This window comes from Rhodophyticola sp. CCM32 (genome assembly GCF_004751985.1).
In the GTDB taxonomy this organism is placed as follows: Bacteria; Pseudomonadota; Alphaproteobacteria; order Rhodobacterales; family Rhodobacteraceae; genus Rhodophyticola.
In genome coordinates this window covers 3529195-3550260 of record NZ_CP038492.1, presented here as the reverse complement: position 1 = coordinate 3550260, position 21066 = coordinate 3529195, and the positions used below count along the sequence as shown (strand labels likewise).

22 protein-coding genes and 1 other RNA gene are annotated in these 21066 nt (G+C 61.8%); 16 read left to right on the top strand and 7 right to left on the bottom strand.

What is annotated here, in order from left to right; translation table 11 throughout:
- Window positions 1–155: 155 nt before the first annotated feature.
- The gene (gene ispH, locus E2K80_RS17330) at window positions 156–1106 is read left to right on the top strand and encodes a 4-hydroxy-3-methylbut-2-enyl diphosphate reductase (RefSeq protein WP_135376135.1); all 951 of its coding nucleotides are present in this window, start codon (window positions 156–158) and stop codon (window positions 1104–1106) included.
- Here the strand turns inward: ispH and E2K80_RS17325 are convergent.
- On the bottom strand, window positions 1103–1348 hold the full coding sequence (locus E2K80_RS17325; RefSeq protein ID WP_210405405.1) for an excalibur calcium-binding domain-containing protein: 246 nt from the start codon (window positions 1346–1348) through the stop codon (window positions 1103–1105). The genes ispH and E2K80_RS17325 overlap by 4 nt on opposite strands.
- 163 nt (window positions 1349–1511) lie before the next feature.
- Here E2K80_RS17325 and E2K80_RS17320 point away from each other — a divergent pair, with 163 nt between their 5' ends.
- From E2K80_RS17320 to E2K80_RS17305, 4 genes are read left to right on the top strand one after another with little or no spacing between them, the layout of a single operon-like run.
- A complete protein-coding gene (locus tag E2K80_RS17320) occupies window positions 1512–2156 on the top strand; it encodes a lysophospholipid acyltransferase family protein (RefSeq protein WP_238475580.1) in 645 nt (214 codons plus the stop codon).
- Window positions 2153–3103 (top strand): phosphatidate cytidylyltransferase, encoded by a 951-nt coding sequence (locus E2K80_RS17315; RefSeq protein ID WP_135376132.1) that lies wholly within the window; start codon window positions 2153–2155, stop codon window positions 3101–3103. Before E2K80_RS17320 ends, E2K80_RS17315 begins: the two co-directional genes overlap by 4 nt.
- Entirely contained in the window at window positions 3103–3471 is a 369-nt protein-coding gene (locus tag E2K80_RS17310; RefSeq protein ID WP_135376131.1) for a hypothetical protein, read from the top strand. Before E2K80_RS17315 ends, E2K80_RS17310 begins: the two co-directional genes overlap by 1 nt.
- A complete protein-coding gene (locus tag E2K80_RS17305; RefSeq protein ID WP_135376130.1) occupies window positions 3468–4106 on the top strand; it encodes a CDP-alcohol phosphatidyltransferase family protein in 639 nt (212 codons plus the stop codon). The genes E2K80_RS17310 and E2K80_RS17305 overlap by 4 nt, the downstream gene beginning before the upstream one ends.
- A 2-nt stretch (window positions 4107–4108) precedes the next feature.
- Here the strand turns inward: E2K80_RS17305 and E2K80_RS17300 are convergent, their stop codons facing one another.
- Both E2K80_RS17300 and nudC read right to left on the bottom strand, forming a co-directional pair.
- The gene (locus tag E2K80_RS17300) at window positions 4109–4582 is read right to left on the bottom strand and encodes a hypothetical protein (protein WP_135376129.1); all 474 of its coding nucleotides are present in this window, start codon (window positions 4580–4582) and stop codon (window positions 4109–4111) included.
- Between the two features lie 169 nt (window positions 4583–4751).
- Window positions 4752–5723 (bottom strand): NAD(+) diphosphatase, encoded by a 972-nt coding sequence (nudC, locus tag E2K80_RS17295; protein ID WP_135376128.1) that lies wholly within the window; start codon window positions 5721–5723, stop codon window positions 4752–4754.
- A 208-nt stretch (window positions 5724–5931) separates the two neighbouring features.
- On the opposite strand from nudC, the gene E2K80_RS17290 reads away from it, so the two are divergent.
- From E2K80_RS17290 to rsgA, 6 genes are all read left to right on the top strand, one after another.
- Complete coding sequence (locus E2K80_RS17290) at window positions 5932–7827, top strand: bifunctional 2',3'-cyclic-nucleotide 2'-phosphodiesterase/3'-nucleotidase (protein ID WP_135376127.1); 1896 nt, start codon at window positions 5932–5934, stop codon at window positions 7825–7827.
- A 166-nt stretch (window positions 7828–7993) separates the two neighbouring features.
- Window positions 7994–9007, top strand: coding sequence for an ABC transporter substrate-binding protein (locus E2K80_RS17285; RefSeq protein WP_135376126.1), 1014 nt, complete (start codon window positions 7994–7996; stop codon window positions 9005–9007).
- Window positions 9008–9078: 71 nt separating this feature from the next.
- Window positions 9079–9921 (top strand): ABC transporter ATP-binding protein, encoded by an 843-nt coding sequence (locus E2K80_RS17280; RefSeq protein ID WP_135376125.1) that lies wholly within the window; start codon window positions 9079–9081, stop codon window positions 9919–9921.
- A complete protein-coding gene (locus E2K80_RS17275; protein ID WP_135376124.1) occupies window positions 9918–10688 on the top strand; it encodes an ABC transporter permease in 771 nt (256 codons plus the stop codon). Before E2K80_RS17280 ends, E2K80_RS17275 begins: the two co-directional genes overlap by 4 nt.
- 116 nt (window positions 10689–10804) lie before the next feature.
- Window positions 10805–10901: signal recognition particle sRNA small type (ffs, locus tag E2K80_RS17270), an RNA gene on the top strand.
- A 224-nt stretch (window positions 10902–11125) separates the two neighbouring features.
- Window positions 11126–12169: a ribosome small subunit-dependent GTPase A gene (gene rsgA / locus E2K80_RS17265; protein WP_135376123.1), complete on the top strand. Its 1044-nt coding sequence runs from the start codon at window positions 11126–11128 to the stop codon at window positions 12167–12169.
- 109 nt (window positions 12170–12278) lie between these two features.
- Here rsgA and E2K80_RS17260 read toward each other — a convergent pair whose 3' ends face one another.
- On the bottom strand, window positions 12279–12584 hold the full coding sequence (locus E2K80_RS17260; RefSeq protein ID WP_135376122.1) for a hypothetical protein: 306 nt from the start codon (window positions 12582–12584) through the stop codon (window positions 12279–12281).
- A gap of 147 nt (window positions 12585–12731) precedes the next feature.
- A complete protein-coding gene (locus E2K80_RS17255; RefSeq protein ID WP_135376121.1) occupies window positions 12732–14273 on the bottom strand; it encodes an ankyrin repeat domain-containing protein in 1542 nt (513 codons plus the stop codon).
- A 273-nt stretch (window positions 14274–14546) separates the two neighbouring features.
- Between E2K80_RS17255 and E2K80_RS17250 the strand changes: the two genes are divergently transcribed.
- The 3 genes from E2K80_RS17250 to recR are packed head-to-tail and all read left to right on the top strand — an operon-like array spanning window position 14547 to window position 17275.
- Window positions 14547–16301, top strand: coding sequence for a DNA polymerase III subunit gamma/tau (locus tag E2K80_RS17250; protein ID WP_135376120.1), 1755 nt, complete (start codon window positions 14547–14549; stop codon window positions 16299–16301).
- An 18-nt stretch (window positions 16302–16319) separates the two neighbouring features.
- Window positions 16320–16664 (top strand): YbaB/EbfC family nucleoid-associated protein, encoded by a 345-nt coding sequence (locus tag E2K80_RS17245; RefSeq protein WP_135376119.1) that lies wholly within the window; start codon window positions 16320–16322, stop codon window positions 16662–16664.
- 11 nt (window positions 16665–16675) lie between these two features.
- A complete protein-coding gene (gene recR / locus E2K80_RS17240; protein WP_135376118.1) occupies window positions 16676–17275 on the top strand; it encodes a recombination mediator RecR in 600 nt (199 codons plus the stop codon).
- Window positions 17276–17287: 12 nt separating this feature from the next.
- On the opposite strand, the gene E2K80_RS17235 is transcribed toward recR, so the two are convergent.
- Complete coding sequence (locus tag E2K80_RS17235; RefSeq protein WP_135376117.1) at window positions 17288–17920, bottom strand: ribonuclease T2 family protein; 633 nt, start codon at window positions 17918–17920, stop codon at window positions 17288–17290.
- Between the two features lie 130 nt (window positions 17921–18050).
- On the opposite strand from E2K80_RS17235, the gene E2K80_RS17230 reads away from it, so the two are divergent.
- A complete protein-coding gene (locus tag E2K80_RS17230) occupies window positions 18051–18809 on the top strand; it encodes a DUF1013 domain-containing protein (protein ID WP_135376116.1) in 759 nt (252 codons plus the stop codon).
- Between the two features lie 185 nt (window positions 18810–18994).
- The gene (locus E2K80_RS17225) at window positions 18995–19324 is read left to right on the top strand and encodes a DUF4453 domain-containing protein (RefSeq protein ID WP_168193230.1); all 330 of its coding nucleotides are present in this window, start codon (window positions 18995–18997) and stop codon (window positions 19322–19324) included.
- A gap of 521 nt (window positions 19325–19845) precedes the next feature.
- Here E2K80_RS17225 and E2K80_RS17220 read toward each other — a convergent pair.
- The gene (locus E2K80_RS17220) at window positions 19846–20991 is read right to left on the bottom strand and encodes an aminotransferase class I/II-fold pyridoxal phosphate-dependent enzyme (RefSeq protein ID WP_210405404.1); all 1146 of its coding nucleotides are present in this window, start codon (window positions 20989–20991) and stop codon (window positions 19846–19848) included.
- Window positions 20992–21066 lie beyond the last annotated feature (75 nt).

Sequence of the window (21066 nt, the reverse complement as noted above, 5' to 3'; positions counted from 1 at the left end):
ACGCTTTCTCTGTCAGATCGCGACCCAATCATGCCCCAGGGAGGTCGTCTATCCCTGCCTGCTCACATCCTCGTGCGCAGAGACTCTGCGCGATCCGCCTCTGGACGCCGCAGCCCCCCGGTTCTACCTTTGCCCCGTCGCGCCCGGAGACCCGAATGACCAAACCGCCCCTTACCCTCTATCTCGCCGCCCCGCGCGGGTTTTGTGCCGGTGTCGACCGGGCGATCAAGATCGTTGAAATGGCCCTGCAGAAATGGGGCGCGCCGGTCTATGTCCGCCACGAGATCGTGCATAACAAATTCGTCGTCGATGATCTGCGCGCCAAGGGGGCCGTCTTTGTCGAGGACCTGGAGGATTGCCCCGGTGACCGCCCGGTGATCTTTTCGGCCCATGGCGTGCCCAAGGCCGTACCGGCGGAGGCCGCGCGGCGCGAGATGGTCTATGTGGATGCCACCTGCCCCCTTGTCTCCAAAGTGCATATCGAGGCGGAACGCCATCATGCAAACGGTCTGCAGATGGTGATGATCGGCCATGAGGGTCACCCCGAAACCGTAGGCACGATGGGTCAATTGCCACCGGGCGAGGTGATTCTGGTCGAAACCGTCGCGGATGTGGCCGGGATCAAACCGCGTGACCCGGGCAAACTCGCCTTCATCACCCAGACCACACTCAGCGTGGATGACACGGCTGAGATCGTGGCCGCGCTTCAGGCGCGGTTTCCCGCGATCATCGGGCCGCATAAGGAAGATATCTGCTATGCCACCACCAACCGGCAGGAGGCGGTGAAGGCCATGGCCCCCAAGGCGGATGCGATGCTGGTGGTGGGGGCGCCCAATTCCTCCAACTCCAGACGTCTGGTCGAGGTTGGCGCCCGCGCCGGATGCCAATATGCGCAACTGGTTCAGCGGGCCGCAGATATCGACTGGCGGGCGCTGGAAGGCATCGGCAGTATCGGCATCACCGCTGGCGCCTCGGCCCCCGAACTGCTGGTCAATGAGGTCATCGACGCCTTCCGCGCCCATTACGAGGTGACGGTTGAGCAGGTGGAAACGGCGCAGGAAAACGTGGAATTCAAAGTGCCCCGGGTGTTACGGGTGCCAGCTTAGCGTCGCTCGCAGGCGATGCCATCCCCATCCCGGTCCAACCGGTAGGGATCGGAACCCACGACACGGATCGGCCCCCTGACATAGATCGGACCATTTCCACTACCGCCTGCACAATCCACATCGGGGCCGTTCACCGGCAGGCACGCACCCTGATAACTGGGATGGCAGGATTGCGCGCCAGCGGGGTCAGGCCCAATCAGGACAGACCCGACAAGCGCTCCCAAACCCAAGATCAGGACCATAATCCGTTGCATAGGAAAATAGATAGTTAACGAAAGGTTAACGTGCAAGGCTGGCTCTGTCGGGATGCCTGATCAGGCCTGAGCAGACAGGTAAGGCAAACCTGACCTTCCCGATGCCGGCAAATGCGGTAAGCTGTGTCAATTGATGCGGATAGACGGATTTATGAAACCTTTCCTCGCGCGCCTGACCGGCGGCGCCATCATCCTCTTTGCCCGGTTCATCACCGCCGTCCGCGCCATCTGGGACGGGGCAGACCCCGTGCCCCGGCAACGGGTCTATTTCGCCAATCATGCCTCGAATGGCGATACGATCCTGATCTGGACGGTGCTGCCCACGGCGATGCGCGCCCGCACCCGGCCCGTGGCCGCCGCCGATTACTGGCTGACCTCGCCGATCAGGCGTTTCATCGGGCAGGATGTTCTGAACGCCGTGTTGATCGACCGGCGCGTTGAGCAACGCGACCACAGCCCGATGGACCTGATATTGGAGGCGGTGGATGACGGCGCCTCGCTCATCATCTTTCCCGAGGGTGGGCGCAACACCACAGAGACATCATTGTTGCCCTTCAAATCCGGCATTTACAACATTGCCAGCGCCCGGCCGCAGGTCGATCTGGTGCCGGTCTGGATCGAAAACCTCAACAGCGTGATGCCCAAGGGCAAGATCATCCCGATCCCGCTGCTTTGCACCGTCACCTTCGGGGCGCCGATCCATGTGGAAGAAGGCGAAACCCGCGAGGCGTTTCTGACCCGCGCACAAGCCGCCGTTCTGGCCCTGGCCCCGAAAACGGAGGAGGCGGAGATATGACCGGTCCCAGAGGTGATTTCCTGCTGCTTCTGTGTGGTATCGGCGGCATTCTGGTGCTTGCCTCGCTGATCGGGACAATCCTGAAACGGCGTATCGCGCCGGACGGGTCGAACCCGACCATTGAAAACCTGAACGCCCGTATCACCGCCTGGTGGGGCATGGCCGCGCTGCTGGCGGTGGCCTTTCTTGCGGGCCGGGCCGGCGTTGTGATCCTGTTTGCCTTCTGTTCTTTCGCGGCACTGCGCGAGTTCATGACGCTGACCACCAAACGGGTCGCCGATCACTGGCCGATCGCGGTGGCGTTTTTCATCATCCTGCCGGTGCAGTACTATCTGGTCTGGATCGACTGGTATGGGCTCTATTCGATCTTCATTCCGGTCTATGTCTTCTTGTTGCTGCCCGTGGTCACGGTGCTGCAGGGCGATACGAAAAACGTCTTCATCCGCATCTCGGAAACCCAATGGGCGCTGATGATCTGCGTCTATTGCGCCTCGCATGTGCCGGCCCTGCTCAGCCTGCGGATTGAAGGCTATGAAGGCCGGAATGTTCTGCTGATCGCTTTCCTGATCGTGGTGGTGCAGCTTTCCGATGTGCTGCAATACACCTGGGGCAAGCTGATCGGGAAACATGCCGTTGCGCCCGCGCTTTCCCCTTCCAAGACATGGGAGGGGCTGATCGGCGGCGTTGCCACGGCCACGCTGATCGGGGCAGCACTTTGGTGGATCACACCCTTCACGCCGGTGCAGGCGGCAGGTCTGTCGCTGGCGATCACATTGGCGGGGTTCTTTGGCGGGCTGGTCATGTCGGCAATCAAACGCGACCGGGGGGTGAAAGACTGGGGGCATCTGATCGCGGGCCATGGCGGGTTTATCGACCGGCTGGATTCCGTGGTTTTCTCGGCCCCGATCTTCTTCCATCTGGTGCGGTATTTCTGGTCATCGGTCTGATGGGTCTCTGGCGCAGCACCCTGGCCCATATGGCAGGCGGTTTCGCGCTTCAGGGCGGGTGGGCCGTCTTTGCGAATATGGCCCATCCGATGCCTGCCCCGCTGATCGCAGGCCTTGTTCAGGGTATGGTGAGTGCCATTGTCACCCTTGGCCTGAAACATATGATTGAAGCGATCTCGGCCCGCACAACCGGCCTGCCCGGCCTGGTTCTGCCCCCGCTGACCACCTGCATCATCTCGGTGACGCTGCTGTTTACCATCCACAGATTGGCGGGCACGCCCGAGGTCTGGGCAACGCTTGCGTTCCCTTCCACCATCGCCACGCTTTATGCCGCGCTTTACACATTTCGCCTGAGGTCCCACCAATGACGACCAGCCGCCGCCCTATCGCCAGCCGCAATGCCCGTTTGACCCGGTTCGTCGCCAGTCGGCTGGCCAGCTCCCGGATCACGCCGAACCAAATCTCGCAGGCCAGCATCGGCTTTGCAGCTTTGGCAGGCGCGGCATTCTGGCTGTCCTCTCTGGCGGGAAGCGGGTTGAGCATGGCACTGCTGATCCTGGCCGCTGTCGCGGTTCAGATGCGCCTGTTATGTAACCTGCTGGACGGGATGGTCGCGGTGGAGGGCGGCAAATCCGCCCCGGACGGGCCGTTCTGGAACGAGGTGCCGGACCGCGCCGCGGATTTTCTGATCCTGACTGGCCTCGGGCTTGCCATCGGTCATCTGGCCCTTGGTCTGGCAGCCTCCGCCTTTGCCATTGCCACCGCCTATATGCGGGAACTTGGCCGGGCCGAGGGCCTGCCTGCGGATTTTTCCGGCCCCATGGCCAAACCGCATCGTATGGCGGCTGTGACCCTTGGCAGCCTTGCCGCCGTGATCGAGCTTGTGCTTCTGGGCAGCAGCCATGCGCTGTGGATCACATTATGGGGGGTAACACTCGGCACTCTGGCCACTGCCCTGCGAAGGGCGATCAGGCTGATCGCGGCGCTGAAATCGCGTGGGTGAGGTCAGGATTTGGCGCGTCGCCGCCACGCCGTTTCGATCCTGTTACCCTGGCGGGCCAGCGTGGCCGTCATCCGTTGCAGCACACGCCCCCGGACCAGTTTCATCGTCTGGATGATCAACCGCGCGGTCAGCGTGTTGGGTTTGAGGTTCAATTCCGTCGCCACCCGCGTCACATTTGAAGACAAGGCGATAAAGGCCAGTTGGTAACGGGCATCCATGCCGCCCACGGCAATCTCGATCACCGCCATATCGTCCCGGGTCAGTTCAACCAGTTCAGCCTCGATCTTGCGCGTCTTGCCACGCACCGCAGCAACACCGCGCCAGCGCACACCCCGGGCCGCCTCGGTCCAGCCATCCACCCGACGAAGCTCACCCCCCCGGCCCCGGATATCCGCCTCAAAATGGGCGAAATCCGTCATATGTTCATAGACAAAACCGATGGGCGCATCCATATCCTCGGCTGTTTTGAACTTCATCGCCTCACCATCCTATAGCGTTTCGGCTTAAACATGAATCGCCATACTCTGCCTCAAATCAAAGATTTGAACGCGATTGGCGATGTGTCAATGTCTCTGGCTAAGGTCGAAACGCTTTAATACCCAAGTCTGGCCTGATGCCCAAACCTGATCCGCGCGCAATCTCGGCTCAATCCAGCCGATCCGCAAGCCAGTTTTCAAGTAAAAAATGCGCAATTGCACCTTTCCTTGGGGGGCGCATCCGATCATGGCGCCCGGCGAAAACATCCGTCATCTCTTCACGGCTCAGCCACAGGGCGTCTTCAATCTCCACCGGGTCCACTGTGATCTCGCGGCTGGTCGCGGCGGCCTGACAGCCAAACATCAGGGATGCCGGGTAAGGCCAGGGCTGGCTGGCCAGATAGCTGACCGCCCCGACCTGCACGCGGGTTTCCTCGAACACTTCCCGGCGCACGGCGGCCTCCAGCGTTTCACCGGGTTCCACAAAGCCCGCCAGCAGCGAATACATCGCCTCGGGCCAGCCGGGGGATCGGCCCACCAGCACGTCATTGCCATGGGTGACCAGCATGATCACCACCGGGTCGGTGCGCGGAAAATGCCGCGCGCCACAGGCCGCGCAGGCGCGTTGCCAGCCGCCTTCGGCCACGACACTTTCGGCCCCGCAGCGCGAACAGAACCGATGGGTCCGGTGCCAGTCCAGCAGCGCCTTGGCAGTCGCGGCCAGTTCGGCCTCCCGCGCGCTCAACCAGGTCATGGATGCGCGCAATTCCTGAAACACCGCGCCTTCAGGGGCTGCGGGATGGACCTGCAAACTCGCATCCAGAAACCCGCCGATCTGCGCCTCATCCACCTCGGTCGGCACCCAGGCCGAGATATCGGCGGCAAAGCGCATCTGCCCGTCATCCAGACCCAGAAACACCCGCAAATCAGCCGCCTCGGCCAAAACCGGGTGATCGCCCCTGAGCCAGGTCAGTGTTCCTGTACCCGCCGCACCACTCATCAGCGGTTTGCCCCGCCACAGGGGCAAAACCACATCCGCGCCGCCGCGCAACGCGGTCGTCAGGGCCGCCTCATCCCCACGCAGATGCGCGGCCCGGTCCAGCCCGGAGCCGCCAAAGGTCACGGTTTCCGCCAGTTTCACTCTCTGCCCGCCTTATACTGCCCGGCCCATACCTATCTGTCAGCATGGTCAGTCCATCAATATGGCGTGACTGTTGCAGACCCGCCCAACGGGTGCAAACAATCAGATTTAACCACCAGACCTCTGGCATCCGCAGCCAACAGCCCTTACAAAAGATGAACATCACGAAATGATGTTTACTTCGCAGAGTCCCTGAAAGGGCCAACAGATGCCTGCCGTTGCCAGTTCTGAGCATACAGTGCTTGGCAGCCTTCACCTTCGCGTTTTGGCAACCTCGGATCTGCATGCGAACCTATACCCTTACAATTATTATACCGACCGTCCCCATGATGGCGGCGGGTTGGCCCGCGCAGGCGGGTTGATTGCACAATTGCGCGATCAGGCCGATAATTGCCTGCTGGTTGATAACGGCGACACGCTGCAAGGCACGCCGCTTGGTGATTTCGCAGCGCACACCCCGGCCGAGAAAGGGCGCCTGCATCCGATGATCGCCGCCATGGACACCCTTGGCTATGATGCGATGACGCTGGGAAACCACGATTTCAACTATGGGCTGGAATTCCTGCAATCCACATTGGCGGGTGCCGCGTTTCCGGCGGTTCTGGCCAATATACGATGGGCGGGCGGCGCGCCGCTGGTTCCGCCCTGGGTGATCCTTGATCGTACCATGCGTGACAGCGCCGGGCGGCCAAGACAGATGCGCATCGGGCTGATCGGGCTGGCCCCGCCGCAAACCCTGCAATGGGATCGCTACATTCTGGATGGCAGGCTGGAAGCCGAGGATATGCTGACCGCCGCCCGCCGGGACATCCCCGCGATGCGCAAAGCCGGGGCCGATCTGGTGGTGGTGCTGAGCCATTCAGGCCTTGGTGCAGCCCAGGCTTATGAAGGCATGGAGAATGCGGGTGTACCCCTGGCAGCCCTGACAGGGGTTGATGCGCTGGTCGCGGGGCACACACACCGGCTTTTCCCTGCACCGCAAAAGACATGCCCGGCCTGGATGGATATCGCCACCGGCACGGTTCATGGCACCCCGGTTGTACAGCCGGGTTACGGCGGCTCCCATCTGGGGGTGATCGACCTGACCCTGTCAGAGATCACTCAGGGCAAATGGCGGGTCAGCGCAAGCCAAAGTTCCGTACATCCGGTCGGACCGGAGCTGCCGGAGGATGCCGCGGCCGCCCGCATTGCGACAGCCGGCTATTCAAGCGTGATCAAGGCAACCGCGCAGGATCATAAGGCGACGCTGAACCATATCCGCTGCCGGATCGGCGAAACCCGGGTGCCGCTGGAAAGCTATTTTGCCCTGATCACCAATTCCGCCGCAGTTCAGGTTGTGGCCGATGCCCAACGCGCCTTTGCCCGGGAGGCGCTGGATGGACATGCACTGCAACATCTGCCGCTTCTGGCTGCGGCCGCGCCGTTCAAATCGGGCGGTCCCGCCGGGCCACAGAACTACACAGACATTCCCAAAGGGCCGCTGGCCATCAAGAACGCCGCCGATCTGTATATCTTTCCCAACAGCCTTGCGATCCTGCGGGCCAATGGGGCGCAGGTCACCGACTGGCTGGAACGCGCCGCCTGCGCCTTTCACCAGATACACCCCGGACGCAATGATCAGGCGCTGATAGATCATCGGTTTGCCGCCTATAATTTTGATGTACTGGACGGGCTGACCTATGCGATCGACGTGACCGCACCCGCGCGCTACAGCGCCGATGGCGAACGCTGTTTCGATACGCCCGGCCGCATCCACGATCTGTGCCATGCAGGCCAGCCGGTCACCCCGGATCAGGAGTTCCTGATTGTCACCAACAGCCACCGGGCCGCAGGCGGCGGGCGGTTTACCGCAGCCGGGGCCGCCACCCCGGTTCTGACCCCGAAGATGCCGGTCCGTGACGTGCTGATCCGGTATTTCACATATTGCAAAACACTGAACCCGCAGCCCGGGGCAACCTGGCGCTTTCACCCCGCTGGCGGCATCCGCGCCGTGGCTGAAATTGGCCCGGGCGCGCTGGCCTACCCGGAACGGATCACAGCCTGTGGGCTGGATTATCTGGGCCAGAGCGACAGCGGATTTATCCGTTTTGCGCTTACGGTTTAACACCGCCCGGCACATCCGAATTGCCAGTTTTCTCACCACAGTGCTTGTTTTTCAGGCAAGCGCTGGTCCGCCATGCCCGGCGCACCGCGCATCAATTGACCCTGTCCTCCTGCCTGCCTGAGATAACGGATCAAGACGCGCACCCTATCAAAGGAGAAACTGCCCCGTGTTTACCCGATTGCTCACCACCTTTGCCGCCGGTGCCATCGCTGCCACCCCACTGGCTGCGGAAACCGATATTGCCTTTGCGCTGGACTGGCGGTTCGAAGGGCCGTCCGCCCCTTATTTCCTGGCCATTGATAACGGCCATTTCGCGGCGGAAGACATGGCTGTCGAGATCACAGCCGGTCAGGGCTCGCTTGATGCGATCCCGAAAGTGGCCTCGGGCGCGTTTCCGTTCGGCTTTGCCGATATCAACAGCCTTGTGCGCTTTCTGGATCAGAACCCCGGCGCCCCGGTGACCGCCGTGATGATGGTGTATGACAGCCCGCCCTTTTCGATTGTGGGCCGGGTCAGCCTGGGGATTTCCGGCATCGACGATCTGGAAGGGTCCACCCTTGGCGCCCCGCCCCCCGATGGGGCCTGGGCACAGTTCCCGATTCTGGCCGAGGTGAATGATATCGACGTCTCGACCATCACGGTCGAACCGGTCGGCTTTCCCACCCGTGAGCCGATGCTGGCCGAGGGCAATGTGGATGCGGTGACCGGCTTCAACTTCTCCAGCTATCTGTCGCTGGCCCGTCTGGGCATTCCCGAAGATGATATCACCACCATCCTGTTCGCCGATCACGGGGTTGAACTTTACGGCAACGCGATCATCGTCAATACCGATTTCGCGGCGGAAAACCCCGAGATGGTCACCGGGTTTCTGACCGCTGTTGCCCATGGCTGGGCCGATGCCATCGCAGACCCCGCCGCAGGTGCCGCCGCCGTGATTGCCCGCAACCCTGCCGGTGACGCGGAGCTTGAGGCTCGGCGTCTGGAACTTGCGATTGACGCCAATGTGCTGACCGATCATGTGCGCGGAAACGGCATGGGACAGGTCGATGCAGATCGCATGGACCGCGCCATTGAACAGTTGCGCATGACCTATGACTTCCAGTCGGAACCGGACGCGGCACTGTATTTCACCGATGCCTATCTGCCCGATGCCGAGATACGGATGATCGCAGCGGAATAGAAAAAACGGTCTCTTATGAGTGAATATCGCGGGCTGATCGTTCCGGCCCGCGATCTTTTTAAAGGCAGGTCATGACCTCTCAATTCCAGATCGAACTGCGTGACGTCACCCACGCCTACCGCACCAATAGCGGCCCGCTGCCTGTGCTGGATCATCTGTCGATCCAGATGGCCAAAGACAGCTTTACCGCCGTTGTCGGCCCCTCCGGTTGCGGGAAATCCACGCTGACCCGTCTGGTCTCCGGCCTGATGAAACCCGATCAGGGCAAGGTCTGGCTGGCCGGTCACAAGGTCACCTCGCCCCGCCCGACCGTTGGTATGGCCTTTCAGAACCCGGTGCTTCTGGAATGGCGCACGATCCTGCAAAACGTGATGCTGCCTTTGGAGATTGTCTCAACCACGATGGGCAAAGCCGAACAGGTGGAGCGCGCCATGGGTCTGCTGGCCCTTGTGGGGCTGGACGGGTTTGAGGGCAAACGCCCCTCTGAACTCTCCGGCGGGATGCGCCAGCGCGCCTCGCTCTGCCGGTCGCTGGTGCATCGCCCGGAAGTGTTGATTCTGGATGAACCTTTCGGTGCACTGGATGCCTTCACCCGCGAGGATCTGTGGCAAACCATGCATGATCTGCGCGCGCAGGAACCGTTCACCTGCCTGCTGATCACCCATGATCTGCGCGAAAGCGTGTTTCTGGCCGATCAGGTTGTGGTCATGTCCGGCCGCCCGGCCCATGCGCAATACACGCTTGACGTGGACATTCCGGGCAAACGTTCTCTGGATGATCTCTATACGCCCAAGGCGGTTGAGATGCTGGCCATCCTGCGCCACCAGATTCAGGTGGCCCAGGGCCGCGCCGACAGTGCCGATGCCCCGCTTGAGCGCCATCCCACCAAAGCCGAGATCGGAGCCGCCAAATGACCCGCGACACGATCCGCAAAATTGCCGCCCCGGTCGTGACCATTCTGGCGGTTCTGGTGATCTGGGAATTTCTGGTCTGGTTCTATCAGCTGCCCGATTTCCGCATGGCCTCCCCCTCGGATCTGATCCCCGCCTTTGCGCGCTATTGGGATCTGTTCCTGATCAAATCATGGGAAACCCTCTGGCGCACGGTGATGGGTCTGGGACTGGCGGTGATTGTCGGCACGCTGATCGGCATGATCATGGGCTTTTCCCGCATGGCGCGGGAGGGGCTTTACCCCCTGCTTGTGGGGTTCAATGCCATCCCCAAGGCCACCGTGGTGCCGATTGTCGCGCTGATCTTCGTGGGCCAGCATGATTTCAACACGATCCTGATCGCCTTCATGATCTCCTTCTTTCCGATCGCGGTCTCGGTCTCTATCGGCCTGTCGACGCTGGAGCCGGAATACCGCGATATCCTGCGGTCCCTCGGTACCTCCAATATCACGATCTTCTGGAAGATCGCCCTGCCGAAGACCCTGCCGGAGTTTTTCGGCGCGCTGAAAGTGGCGGTGACCCTGGCCTTTATCGGCACCAATCTGATGGAGATCGTCTCCCCCCATGGGCGGGGTCTGGGGGATCTGTTCGACAGCGGCCGGATCAACGCCAATTATCCGCTGATGTTTGCGGTTCTGTTCGCCCTGGCCGCATTGGGCATTCTGCTGTTCTACATCGTGGTGTTTCTGGAACGCATCTTCGCGGGCTGGGCCGAACGCAGCCCAGGCTGAAACAGGCAGACGCGGAATTCCCGGGAATTCCACATGGAAAACGCGCGTTTTCCGGCCCGCCGCGCCGCTGGTGCTATGGGTTGCGTCTGTCGCGCAAAATCCCTATCTGATGCGGTGAGAGGTTGGCGCGGGCAAGCACCTCGCCAACCTGGTCAGGTCCGGAAGGAAGCAGCCATAACGAGACCCGCTTGGGTCGCAGTCCAGCCTCTCACCAAAGCGTAATGCGCTTTGCGCGGCGCGCGTCAGCCCGACAAAGGGCAACCCGGGTCGCAACACGCGGCCAATACCGAGACCACAAAGCCGGAGGCTTCATGGATATTGTATCCCCCCTCCGGGCAGGCGCCGTCTAAACAGACAGCCCAAAGCCCGGCACGCATCTGCGCAGACCCCGTCACTGGCGTCTGCCCCTTCTTGACGTGTTTTCGGGACTTCAGACATTGACCCATTTTTCCCTTACCGACCTTGGATGGTCGTATCGTTTCCTCGCGCAACTGACGCCGGAGGAGGCGGAAACCCGCAATCTTGCCCGCATCACCACCGTGGCGCGGGACCGTCTTGGCGCCCTGACGCCAGACACATCCCTGACCCTGCTGCCGACAGCCGGCACAAGCAGCGGTGCCTATGCCACCGGTGACTGGGTTATCTTCGATCCGGTCAGCGCCCGGGTCATCCGCCGGCTGGAGCCCTTGACCGAACTGTCCCGCAGGGCGGCGGGCACGGGCGCTGACAGGCAGTTGATCGCCTCCAATGTCGACACGCTTGGCATCGTCAGCTCCTGCAATGCGGATTTCAACCTGGCTCGGCTGGAACGGTATCTGGCTTTGGCCGGGTCTTCCGGGGCATTGCCGCTTGTGATCCTGACCAAGGCGGATCTCTGCGATGACCCTGACAGCTATCGCAAACAGGCCGCGCGCCTGTCCCCTCTGGTCACCGCCATCGCGCTGAATGCAACCGACCCGGATATGGCCGAAACCCTCGCCCCCTGGTGCCGGAACGGGCAGACTCTGGCGCTGCTCGGCTCTTCCGGTGTCGGCAAATCCACACTGGCCAATGCGCTGACCGGCGGGGATGCGGCCACCCGGGGCATTCGTGAGGATGACGCCAAGGGCCGCCATACCACCACCGCGCGCGGGCTGGACCGGACGGTCTTTGGCGGCTGGCTGATCGACACGCCGGGCATGCGCGCCCTGCGCCTGACCGATGCGGCAGAGGGGATCGAAACGGTGTTTTCCGATCTGGGCGCGCTGGCACTGGACTGCCGGTTCTCGGATTGCAGCCACGAGACCGAGCCGGGCTGCGCGATACAGGCCGCCATCGCAGCGGGCGACATCGACCCCGACAGGCTGGACCGCTGGCGCAAACTGGCGCGGGAGGATGCCCGCAACAGCCGCAGCCTGCACGAGGCGCGCAGCCATGACCGGGCCCTTGGGAAGATGTATCGCTCTGCCCAGAAGGGCAAACGTGACCGGACCCGTAGCTGAAAACAGATCACCGTCCCTTTCGCGTGCTTATGCGAAGGGGACGGTGAAGATGCTTCAGAATTTCAATTTGAGACGATATCCACGATCAGATGGCAAAAGCGGCCTGCGGCTACCCGGTCAGCAAAGCATACCCGATCCTGGAAACCACCACTATCAGCAGCGCGACCGCCAGCCAGATCGGCGCAAGGCCGACCCATCGCAGCCGGTCGCCTTTCGGCAACGGGCGCACAAGAACCCACAGCATCAGGGCCAGCATCCCGCCCACCAATTGCCAGCTGAGGAACCCCGACATCCGGTTCTGCCCGCGGGTGAACCCGTCGCCGATCGGCGTTTCGCTCAAAGACAGGCCCGCGAACAGCATGCACAGCATCCACATCGCCAGCAGAATCCAGATTGTTGTGCGACTGACTTTCATGATTTGGCCCCGAATATTGGTTCGGGGCCAAACCTAAAACGTTTCGGCGTCATGGTGAACTGAAATTTCCCACCTGTCGCAAAGGCTTGCGCGGGCCGCCCGGTCTATGGCGCATCGGACACATATCGCAACTGCCCGATATCCCCGTCAGACCACACCGCCTTCGACCACCTGACCGGGATGGGCCCGGGCCCAATCGGTCAGAAACGCCGACACATCCGGGTCTCCGGCCAGATCAATCGCACGTTTGGGCAGGGCCACACCTTCGTTGAGCGCCAGCTCCAGACAGGTCAGATACTCCCGCTCCGCCCGTTCGGGGCAATTCTCGGACCCGTGGATGATGGTGCTGAGCAATGTGCCGCCATATCCGTTGATATGGCTGAGATCGGGTTTGAGGCTCAGGAAATACGCCATCATCTCCGGCAGGCCTTCCCAACCGGCGGTCTGGACCGGCGTCAGACCTTCGCTATCGGGGCGGTCATATTCCACCCCCAAAGCCACCAGCCGTTTCACATGGTCCAGCTTGCCGGGCAGATGCTGGATCGACCGGATGATGTTGCGATACGCCTCCGGCAGTCTGGCCGGGTCGATATAAACGCCATCCGGCACATCCCCATCCGCCGCCATGGCCAGCAGGCGTTCCTCCGGGGTCAGATCGGGCGGATCGCCCATGGCCCGGATCGCCGCGGCCAGATCGGAATTGCCGAACACCCTTGCATAGCCATAGGCGCTGGCCCCTTCGAACACACGCGACGGATCGGCGCCTGCGTTCAGCAACATGTCGATCATCCGAGGGTCAGACATCCGCCGCGCCGCCTGATGCAACGCCGGCACCACAAACGGGGCCTCGCCCCCCACATGGGTGCCATCGAAATCATCGGCCATGGCGCCTGCGTCAAGCAGCATCTGAACCGCCTCATGATCATGGAAATCCATCGCCCGCAGCATCGCATTTGTGCCGCGCGGATCGGCCTCATGTTCCAGCAGCATGCGCAGCCCTTCGTGATGGCCAAGCTCGGTCGCGTGATACAGCGATTCGTCGTCATTGGGGTTGGCCCCGTGTTCCAGAAGCCAGCGGCCAAGCACCATGTTATCGGCATGCCCGATTGCGAAATAGAGGGTTGAGAGCATGTGGGTGCTGCCTTCATAAGACGGCATGCCGGCATTCAGATCAGCGCCTTTTTCCAGCAGCATCTCCGCAATCGCCAGCATATCCGCCTCACGCTCGGGCCAGAGATGGATCATCCGCGATTGTGCCAGATGGATAATCGGCGGGCTGATCCCAAGCGTTGCCGTCGCACGGGACGGATCAGACCGCAGGGCCTCCTCCACCGCCTCGCGATGGTAAAGCGCGATCTCAAGCCCCAGAACGCCTTTGGCCAGATCGGGCGTGTCTTTCAGAAACTGGTCAATCACATGGGCCTGGCCGTGATGCACCGCGATTTTCAGACGCTGGAGCTTTGCGGCCTTGTCCATACCCATGGTTTCAGCCGCCAGTTTCAGATGCGGCCAGCTGGCAAAGCTGTTCTCGCGCGCCACCACATGCAGATAATCGGCCAGTTTCAGGGATGTGCCCTCGGGTCGCGGGCGATAGTTATTCACCCTGATCCAGGCAACCCTGTCTTCCGCCTCATAGGCTTTCTTCAGCGCCTTGGCATCCCGGCGCAATTGTTCGATGGATTTTGTCATCGGCTTCCTCATCAGATACGCCCGCCGGTTCGCTGATCCGGGCATGAGAAAGACCGAAATGGTCTGTCATATATCGTCTTGCAGGGGGGCCGATGACGGCTTTCCGCGAACCTGGATGCCGCCCCGTGCGGCATGGCAAGGATACGCCAGGTGCCGGGCAGCGGCAAGCCCGTCAAAACCGGAATGATGGAATAAAGCCGCCAGCCCCCTAATCCGGTAGACGCCGCGCAGCGCCCGGCATAACCTTGCCGTCATGCAATTTGATGAGGCAGGATGACCGACATACCCGACACCGGCTATCAGGTTCTGGCGCGGAAATACCGCCCCGAAACCTTTGCCGATCTTGTCGGTCAGGAGGCGATGGTCAGAACCCTTAGAAACGCCTTCGCCGCTGACCGGATTGCGCAGGCTTTCATTCTGACCGGTATCCGGGGCACCGGCAAAACCACCACCGCACGGATTGTCGCCAAGGGCCTGAACTGTGTCGGGGCCGATGGCAAGGGCGGCCCGACAACAGACCCTTGCGGTCTTTGTGAGCCCTGCCGGGCCATTGCCGAGGGCCGCCATGTGGATGTGATGGAGATGGACGCAGCCTCGCGCACCGGGGTCGGCGATATCCGCGAGATCATTGATTCGGTGCATTACCGGGCTGCCTCGGCCCGCTACAAAATCTATATCATCGACGAGGTTCACATGCTGTCGACCAGCGCCTTCAACGCGCTGCTGAAGACGCTGGAAGAACCGCCCGCCCATGTGAAATTCATCTTCGCCACAACCGAGATCCGCAAAGTGCCGGTCACGGTTCTGTCGCGCTGCCAGCGGTTCGATCTGCGCCGGATCGAACCCGAAGAGATGATCGCACTGATGCGCAAGATCGCAACATCCGAAGGGGCCGAGATTGCCGATGACGCGCTGGCGCTGATCACCCGCGCGGCGGAGGGTTCGGCCCGCGACGCCACCTCGCTTCTGGATCAGGCGATTTCCCACGGGGCCGGTGGCACCACGGCAGATCAGGTGCGCGCAATGCTGGGCCTGGCGGATCGGGGCCGGGTTCTGGACCTGTTCGACATGATCATGACCGGCGATGCCCCCGGCGCCTTGAACGAGCTTGGGGCGCAATATGCGGACGGGGCCGACCCGATGGCGGTTTTGCGCGATCTGGCCGAGGTCACCCATTGGCTGAGCGTGATCAAGATCACACCAGAGGCCGCGAATGACCCGACCGTCGGGCCGGATGAACGCGCCCGGGGTCAGGGGCTGGCCGAGCGTCTGGCGATGCGGGTGCTCAGCCGGATGTGGCAAATGCTGCTGAAAGCGCTGGAAGAGGTGGCCCTGGCCCCGAACCCGATGATGGCCGCCGAAATGGCGGTGATCCGCCTGACCCATGTGGCCGATCTGCCGCCGCCCGGCGATCTGGTGCGCAAATTGTCCAACACGCCCGCCCCATCAACCGCCGCCCCACCTGCTGCGGGCGGTTCCGCGCGGGCGCCCGATGCACCGCCATCCGCCCCGCCGCAGGGCCATGCCCCGTCATCGCCCCGGGCGCAGGGCGGTGCGCAACCGGCACTGGCCGAACTCTCTGAAACGGCGCTGGCCCATTACCCCGGCTTCGCAAGTGTTGTTGCGCTGATCGAGGCCAATCGCGATATCAAACTGCTGATCGAGGTGAAAACCACGCTGCGTCTGGTGTCTTACCAGCCCGGGCGGATCACCTTTCAGCCGACCGAGAGGGCCCCGGCCGATCTGGCCCAGCGTCTGGGGCAAAGCCTGAAAGGCTGGACCGGTGTGCGATGGGCCGTAACCATCGCCAATGAAGGCGGGGCCGCAACCCTTGAGGAACAGCAGAATGCCGGTCTGGCCGCGCTGAAAGCAGAGGCCGAGGCGCTTCCGATGATGCAGGCCGTGCGCGCCGCCTTCCCCGAGGCAGAGATCACCGAGATTCGCACCCGTGACGAGATTGCGGCGATGGCCGCCGTCGAAGCGCTGCCCGAAGTGAATGAGGAATGGGACCCGTTTGAGGATGACTGAGCAGAAAGGACAAAGGCAATGCTGAAAGGTTTGGGCGGGCTTGGCGATATGGCCAAACTGATGAAACAGGCGCAGGACATGCAGGGCAAAATGGCCGAGATGCAGGAGGCGCTGAACGACATCACGGTGACCGGCGAAAGCGGCGCCGGGCTGGTCAAGGCCACCGCGACCGCCAAGGGAGAGTTGATCGGGCTGGATGTGGACCCCTCGATTTTCAATCCCGATGAAAAAGAGGTGGTCGAAGATCTGATCCTGGCGGCGATCAAGGACGCGAAAAGCAGGGCGCAGGCCCGCAACCAGGAGGAAATGGCCAAGCTGACCGAAGGTCTGGGCCTGCCCCCCGGCATGCAGATGCCGTTCTAGAGGCACGGGCGGTGTCAGACACACCCCGCGAGATCGAGGCGCTGATCGAGATGATGGCGCGGCTTCCGGGGCTGGGCCCCCGGTCGGCCCGGCGCGCGGTGCTGCATCTGATCAAGGCGCGGGGGCCGTTGATGCGCCCGCTGGCACAGGCGATGGCCGATGTGGCCGCCACAGCCCGCGAATGTCTGAATTGCGGGAATATCGGCACCTCGGACCTGTGCGAGATCTGCACCAGCCCGAAACGCGGCAACGGGCAGCTTTGCGTGGTCGAGGATGTAGCCGATCTCTGGGCGATGGAACGCGGGCAGGTGTTTACCGGGCGCTATCATGTTCTGGGCGGCACGCTTTCGGCGCTTGATGCCGTGGGCCCGGAGGAATTGCGCATTCCCAAACTGCGCGACCGGGTGGCGCGCGAAGAGATCACCGAGGTTATTCTGGCGCTGAATGCCACTGTCGACGGGCAGACCACCGCCCATTATATCGCCGGAGAGCTGGAAGAAACCGGCGTCACCCTGACTTCACTGGCGCAGGGCGTGCCGATCGGCGGTGAGCTGGATTATCTGGATGACGGCACCATTTCCGCCGCGCTGAAGGCCCGCAAATCCTTTTGATAGGGCGCACCCCTACCGCATCGGGCTGAACAGCGCGTTGCCAAGCGTGCAATCGCGCACCACATCCGCGCCGCAGACCCGTGGTTCCAGCGCGCGTGTCAGGCAGACCCGCACCTCCTGTATCCGGCCGGACCGGCAGGTGACGGTCAGCATATCGGGTTCCAGATCTGGATTTGCCTCCAGAAACGCCTCTTCGATCACGGCGGCGGGCAGGCGCACCTCCTGATCCAGACGGCGCAGCAGATCAGGGCGGGTGACGCGCTCATAGGCTTCTCGCGAGAGCGCAAAGTAATCCGGGGCGGTGAGACCGGAACATACCCCGTGTTTGCGCCATTGATGCCAGGCCAGCCCGCCGGACCCCATGATATCAACCATCGCCCCGGTCATGCCGCGCGACGGGGCGCGTGCCCGCGTCGGGCAGAAACTGGGCCAGCCGCTTTCGAATTGCGGCCAAAGCCCGTGCAGCGTGAACCCGTATCCCTGCCCCGGGTCGCATTGATCAGCCCCCCTGTCATCACCTTCGACCGCGCACCATGTGGGCGTCCAGCTCAGCGACAGCACGTAATAATCGAATATACCTGTCGGCTCCCCCTCGGCCTGTGCCATCCCCGCCATCAGAACCCATGCCAGCAACACGCGTTTCATTTGCCTCTTCCCTCTTACCGCCACCACGCTTATATAGCGGTCAACTTCCCCGAAATCGAGGAACCGCAGGGCCCCGCCCCGCAGCCGAATGTCACGGCACGTCCGACCTGTATCCAAGAGGAGCCGCAAGATGAACAAACCGATCATGGCCAAAGCCACCGCAGTCTGGCTGGTTGACAACACCACTCTGAATTTTCGTCAGATCGGCGTCTTCTGCGGCCTGCATGAGCTGGAGGTGCAGGGCATTGCCGATGGCGATGTGGCCGCCGGTGTGAAAGGGTTCGACCCGATCACCAACAACCAGCTGACCCAGGAAGAAATCACCCGGGCCGAGGCTGACCCGTCTTATGACCTGAAACTGAAATTCAACCCCTCTGCCGCGGGGGAGGAAAAACGCCGTGGCCCGCGCTATACCCCGCTGTCGAAACGTCAGGACCGGCCCGCCTCGATCCTCTGGCTGGTGAAGTTTCATCCTGAGTTGAGCGATGGCCAGATTTCGAAACTGGTCGGCACGACGAAACCGACGATTCAAAGCCTGCGCGACCGCAGCCATTGGAATATCTCCAACATACAGCCGATCGACCCGGTGGCCCTTGGCCTGTGCAAACAGTCCGAACTGGATGCCGCCGTGCAGAAGGCCAATGCCAAGAAGGCCAAGGATGGCGAGGTGATGAGCGATGAGGAGCGGCGCAAGCTGGTCTCGACCGAGCAATCCCTCGGCATGGACCCGGAACCCAAAATCCCAAGTGCGATTTCGGGGCTGGAGACCTTCTCGCTTGGCGGCAGCGAAGATGAGACGGAAGAGAAAGACGAAACGCCTGTCGATGCGGACAGTCTGTTCAACCTGCCGGACACCGATGATGAGGGTGATGACGACACACAACCCTGACGTGTTTCAGGCAAAATCTGAAACGCTGTAAAAGGCGGCTTTCACTGGTCACGGGCGCGGGGCGTGATAATGTATATTCCATAGCGTCCGCTGTCCTTTCGGGTTTCATGATCAACCGGTTCAATCCTGTCTTCGGCTTCGTCCTGCACCATCGCGCCGTCTTCGGCGCGTGCCTGGCTTCTGTGATGGCTGTAGTCACCGTCTGCGCGGGTCTGGCACAGGTCAGCGAGGGGCCGGCCTTCACCCTTGGGCTGCTGACGGTAAACCCGACTCCCGCCGGGGCTGAACGTGTCTGTACCGGGTATCTTGGCGAGTCTTTGCAGCTTCTGGCCGCGCCCGAGGCCGAGGCTGACACGATCGGCGACGTGATGGAGGGGGATCACGTGACCTTCGCCCATGAACCACAGGGCGACTGGCAGTATGTCACGGTCACCTCCGGGCAGGCGGTCATCCCGCAATCGGATGGCTGGGTCTACCTGCCCGACGGGATCAATTGCACGGAGTTCAGCGGGTAAGGCCCGGGCGAACGGCTTCGCCGGTCAGGTTCGAAAGCCTTTGACTGAAAACACCATCATTCTTCTGCACCAACACTCGACTTGCCGCGTTGAGCAACGCGGCCATGAGCGAACACATCTTACAACTGCGCACACAACAAACTTATAAGCAGACCGCCCTACTGCTTCTGGCCGTCAAGAATGATCAATATGTAGTGCCATATCGCGTTGTTGTGTTTCGATAAAAATACTCTGTCTACTTTGCCCCTCCGATTGATAAATAGTGGTGCGCCTCTCTTTTGGGCGCAGAAAGGAGTATGACCATGCAAGAAAATACATATCGACTGCTATCTATAGCTCTGTTGGTTCTGACGATCATCGTTATGATCTTGATAGGCTAGAAAATAGCGAGGCCAGGGATGCGACAACATCCCTGGCCTTTTTCAGAGACTCTACCCGAGCCTCAAAGGTGTATGACCATGAAGGTACATACCGACTGATCACAATATACGCTTTGAGAGTTAATATTGCAAGAAAACGGTCTACCCCGCACCTGACAAGATATCCCCGGTCAGCCGGTTCAGCCGGTCCAACCCTTCGCACAGATGCGCATCCGGCAGGGCAGAGCTGATACGCAGATGCCCCTTAAGCCCGAATTTCGTGCCGGGGATGACCAGAACATCATGGTCCTGCAACAGGCCCGCGGCGAAACTGTCCGCGCCCAGTGGCAGATCGAACCGCACAAATGACATGGCAGAGGCCTGGGGCGGGACCACGGAAAAGACCCCCGGATGCGCCCCCAATGCGTCGGTCAGCGTGTCGAACCCGCGGCGGATCAGGCCGCGCGCGCGGGCTGTCAGTTTTGCCCGTGTCACCGGGACCAGAGCATATTCCGCCAGTTTCATCGACATCATGCTGGCCGAGATCGCGGCATATTCATGCCGCCGCCACAGCGCCGGGATCAGATCGGCGAGGGCGACCAGCCAGCCAAGCCGCAGGCCCGGCAACCCGTAAGCCTTGCTCATCGAATTGATCGCAATCACCCGATCCGCCTGCCCCAGGAAACTGGCGGTTGGCGTATCGGTGGCGCGCTCGGTTCCGGCATAGACCTCATCGGCGACAATCCAAGCACCGGATCGGTCCGCGGCCACGACAATCGCCGCACGGTCCTTTTCTGACAGCACGCAACCGGTGGGATTGTTGGGATTCACCACATGGATGATCTTGGTGCGGTCATCAACGGCCCGGGCCAGCCCTTCCCCGTCCAGCGCCCAGCCTTCGGCCTCAATCAGATCGACAACCCTGATCTCCACCCCCAGATTGCGCGCATTGCCCGCCATCTGTTCATAGGTCGGGCGAAACACCACCATATTGTCACCCGGCTCCAGCAGGGTGTTGGCGATCAATGTATTGGCCTCGGTCGCGCCAATCGTGACCAGGATATTCTCGGGTCCGGCCCCGTCATACAGCGCCGCGATCCGTTCCCGCAGCAGGTCAGAGCCGTTGACCTGCGGATAATCCACCAAAGTGTCGAACAGGGCCTCGGTGTCGATCTGCGCCAATGCGAACAATTCCGCATAGCGCATGGGATGCACACCGCTTTCCGAGAAATTGAACACGACACCCTGTTCCGTCTCGGACAGGAATTGCTCTACCGCAAAAGGGTGGAACGGCATCGCAGAAGGCATGCACACGGCCTATATCGTTTCGACTTTATATTGAGACAGTGTAACGGCTTTCGCGTTTGAGCCAAAGGCGAAAGA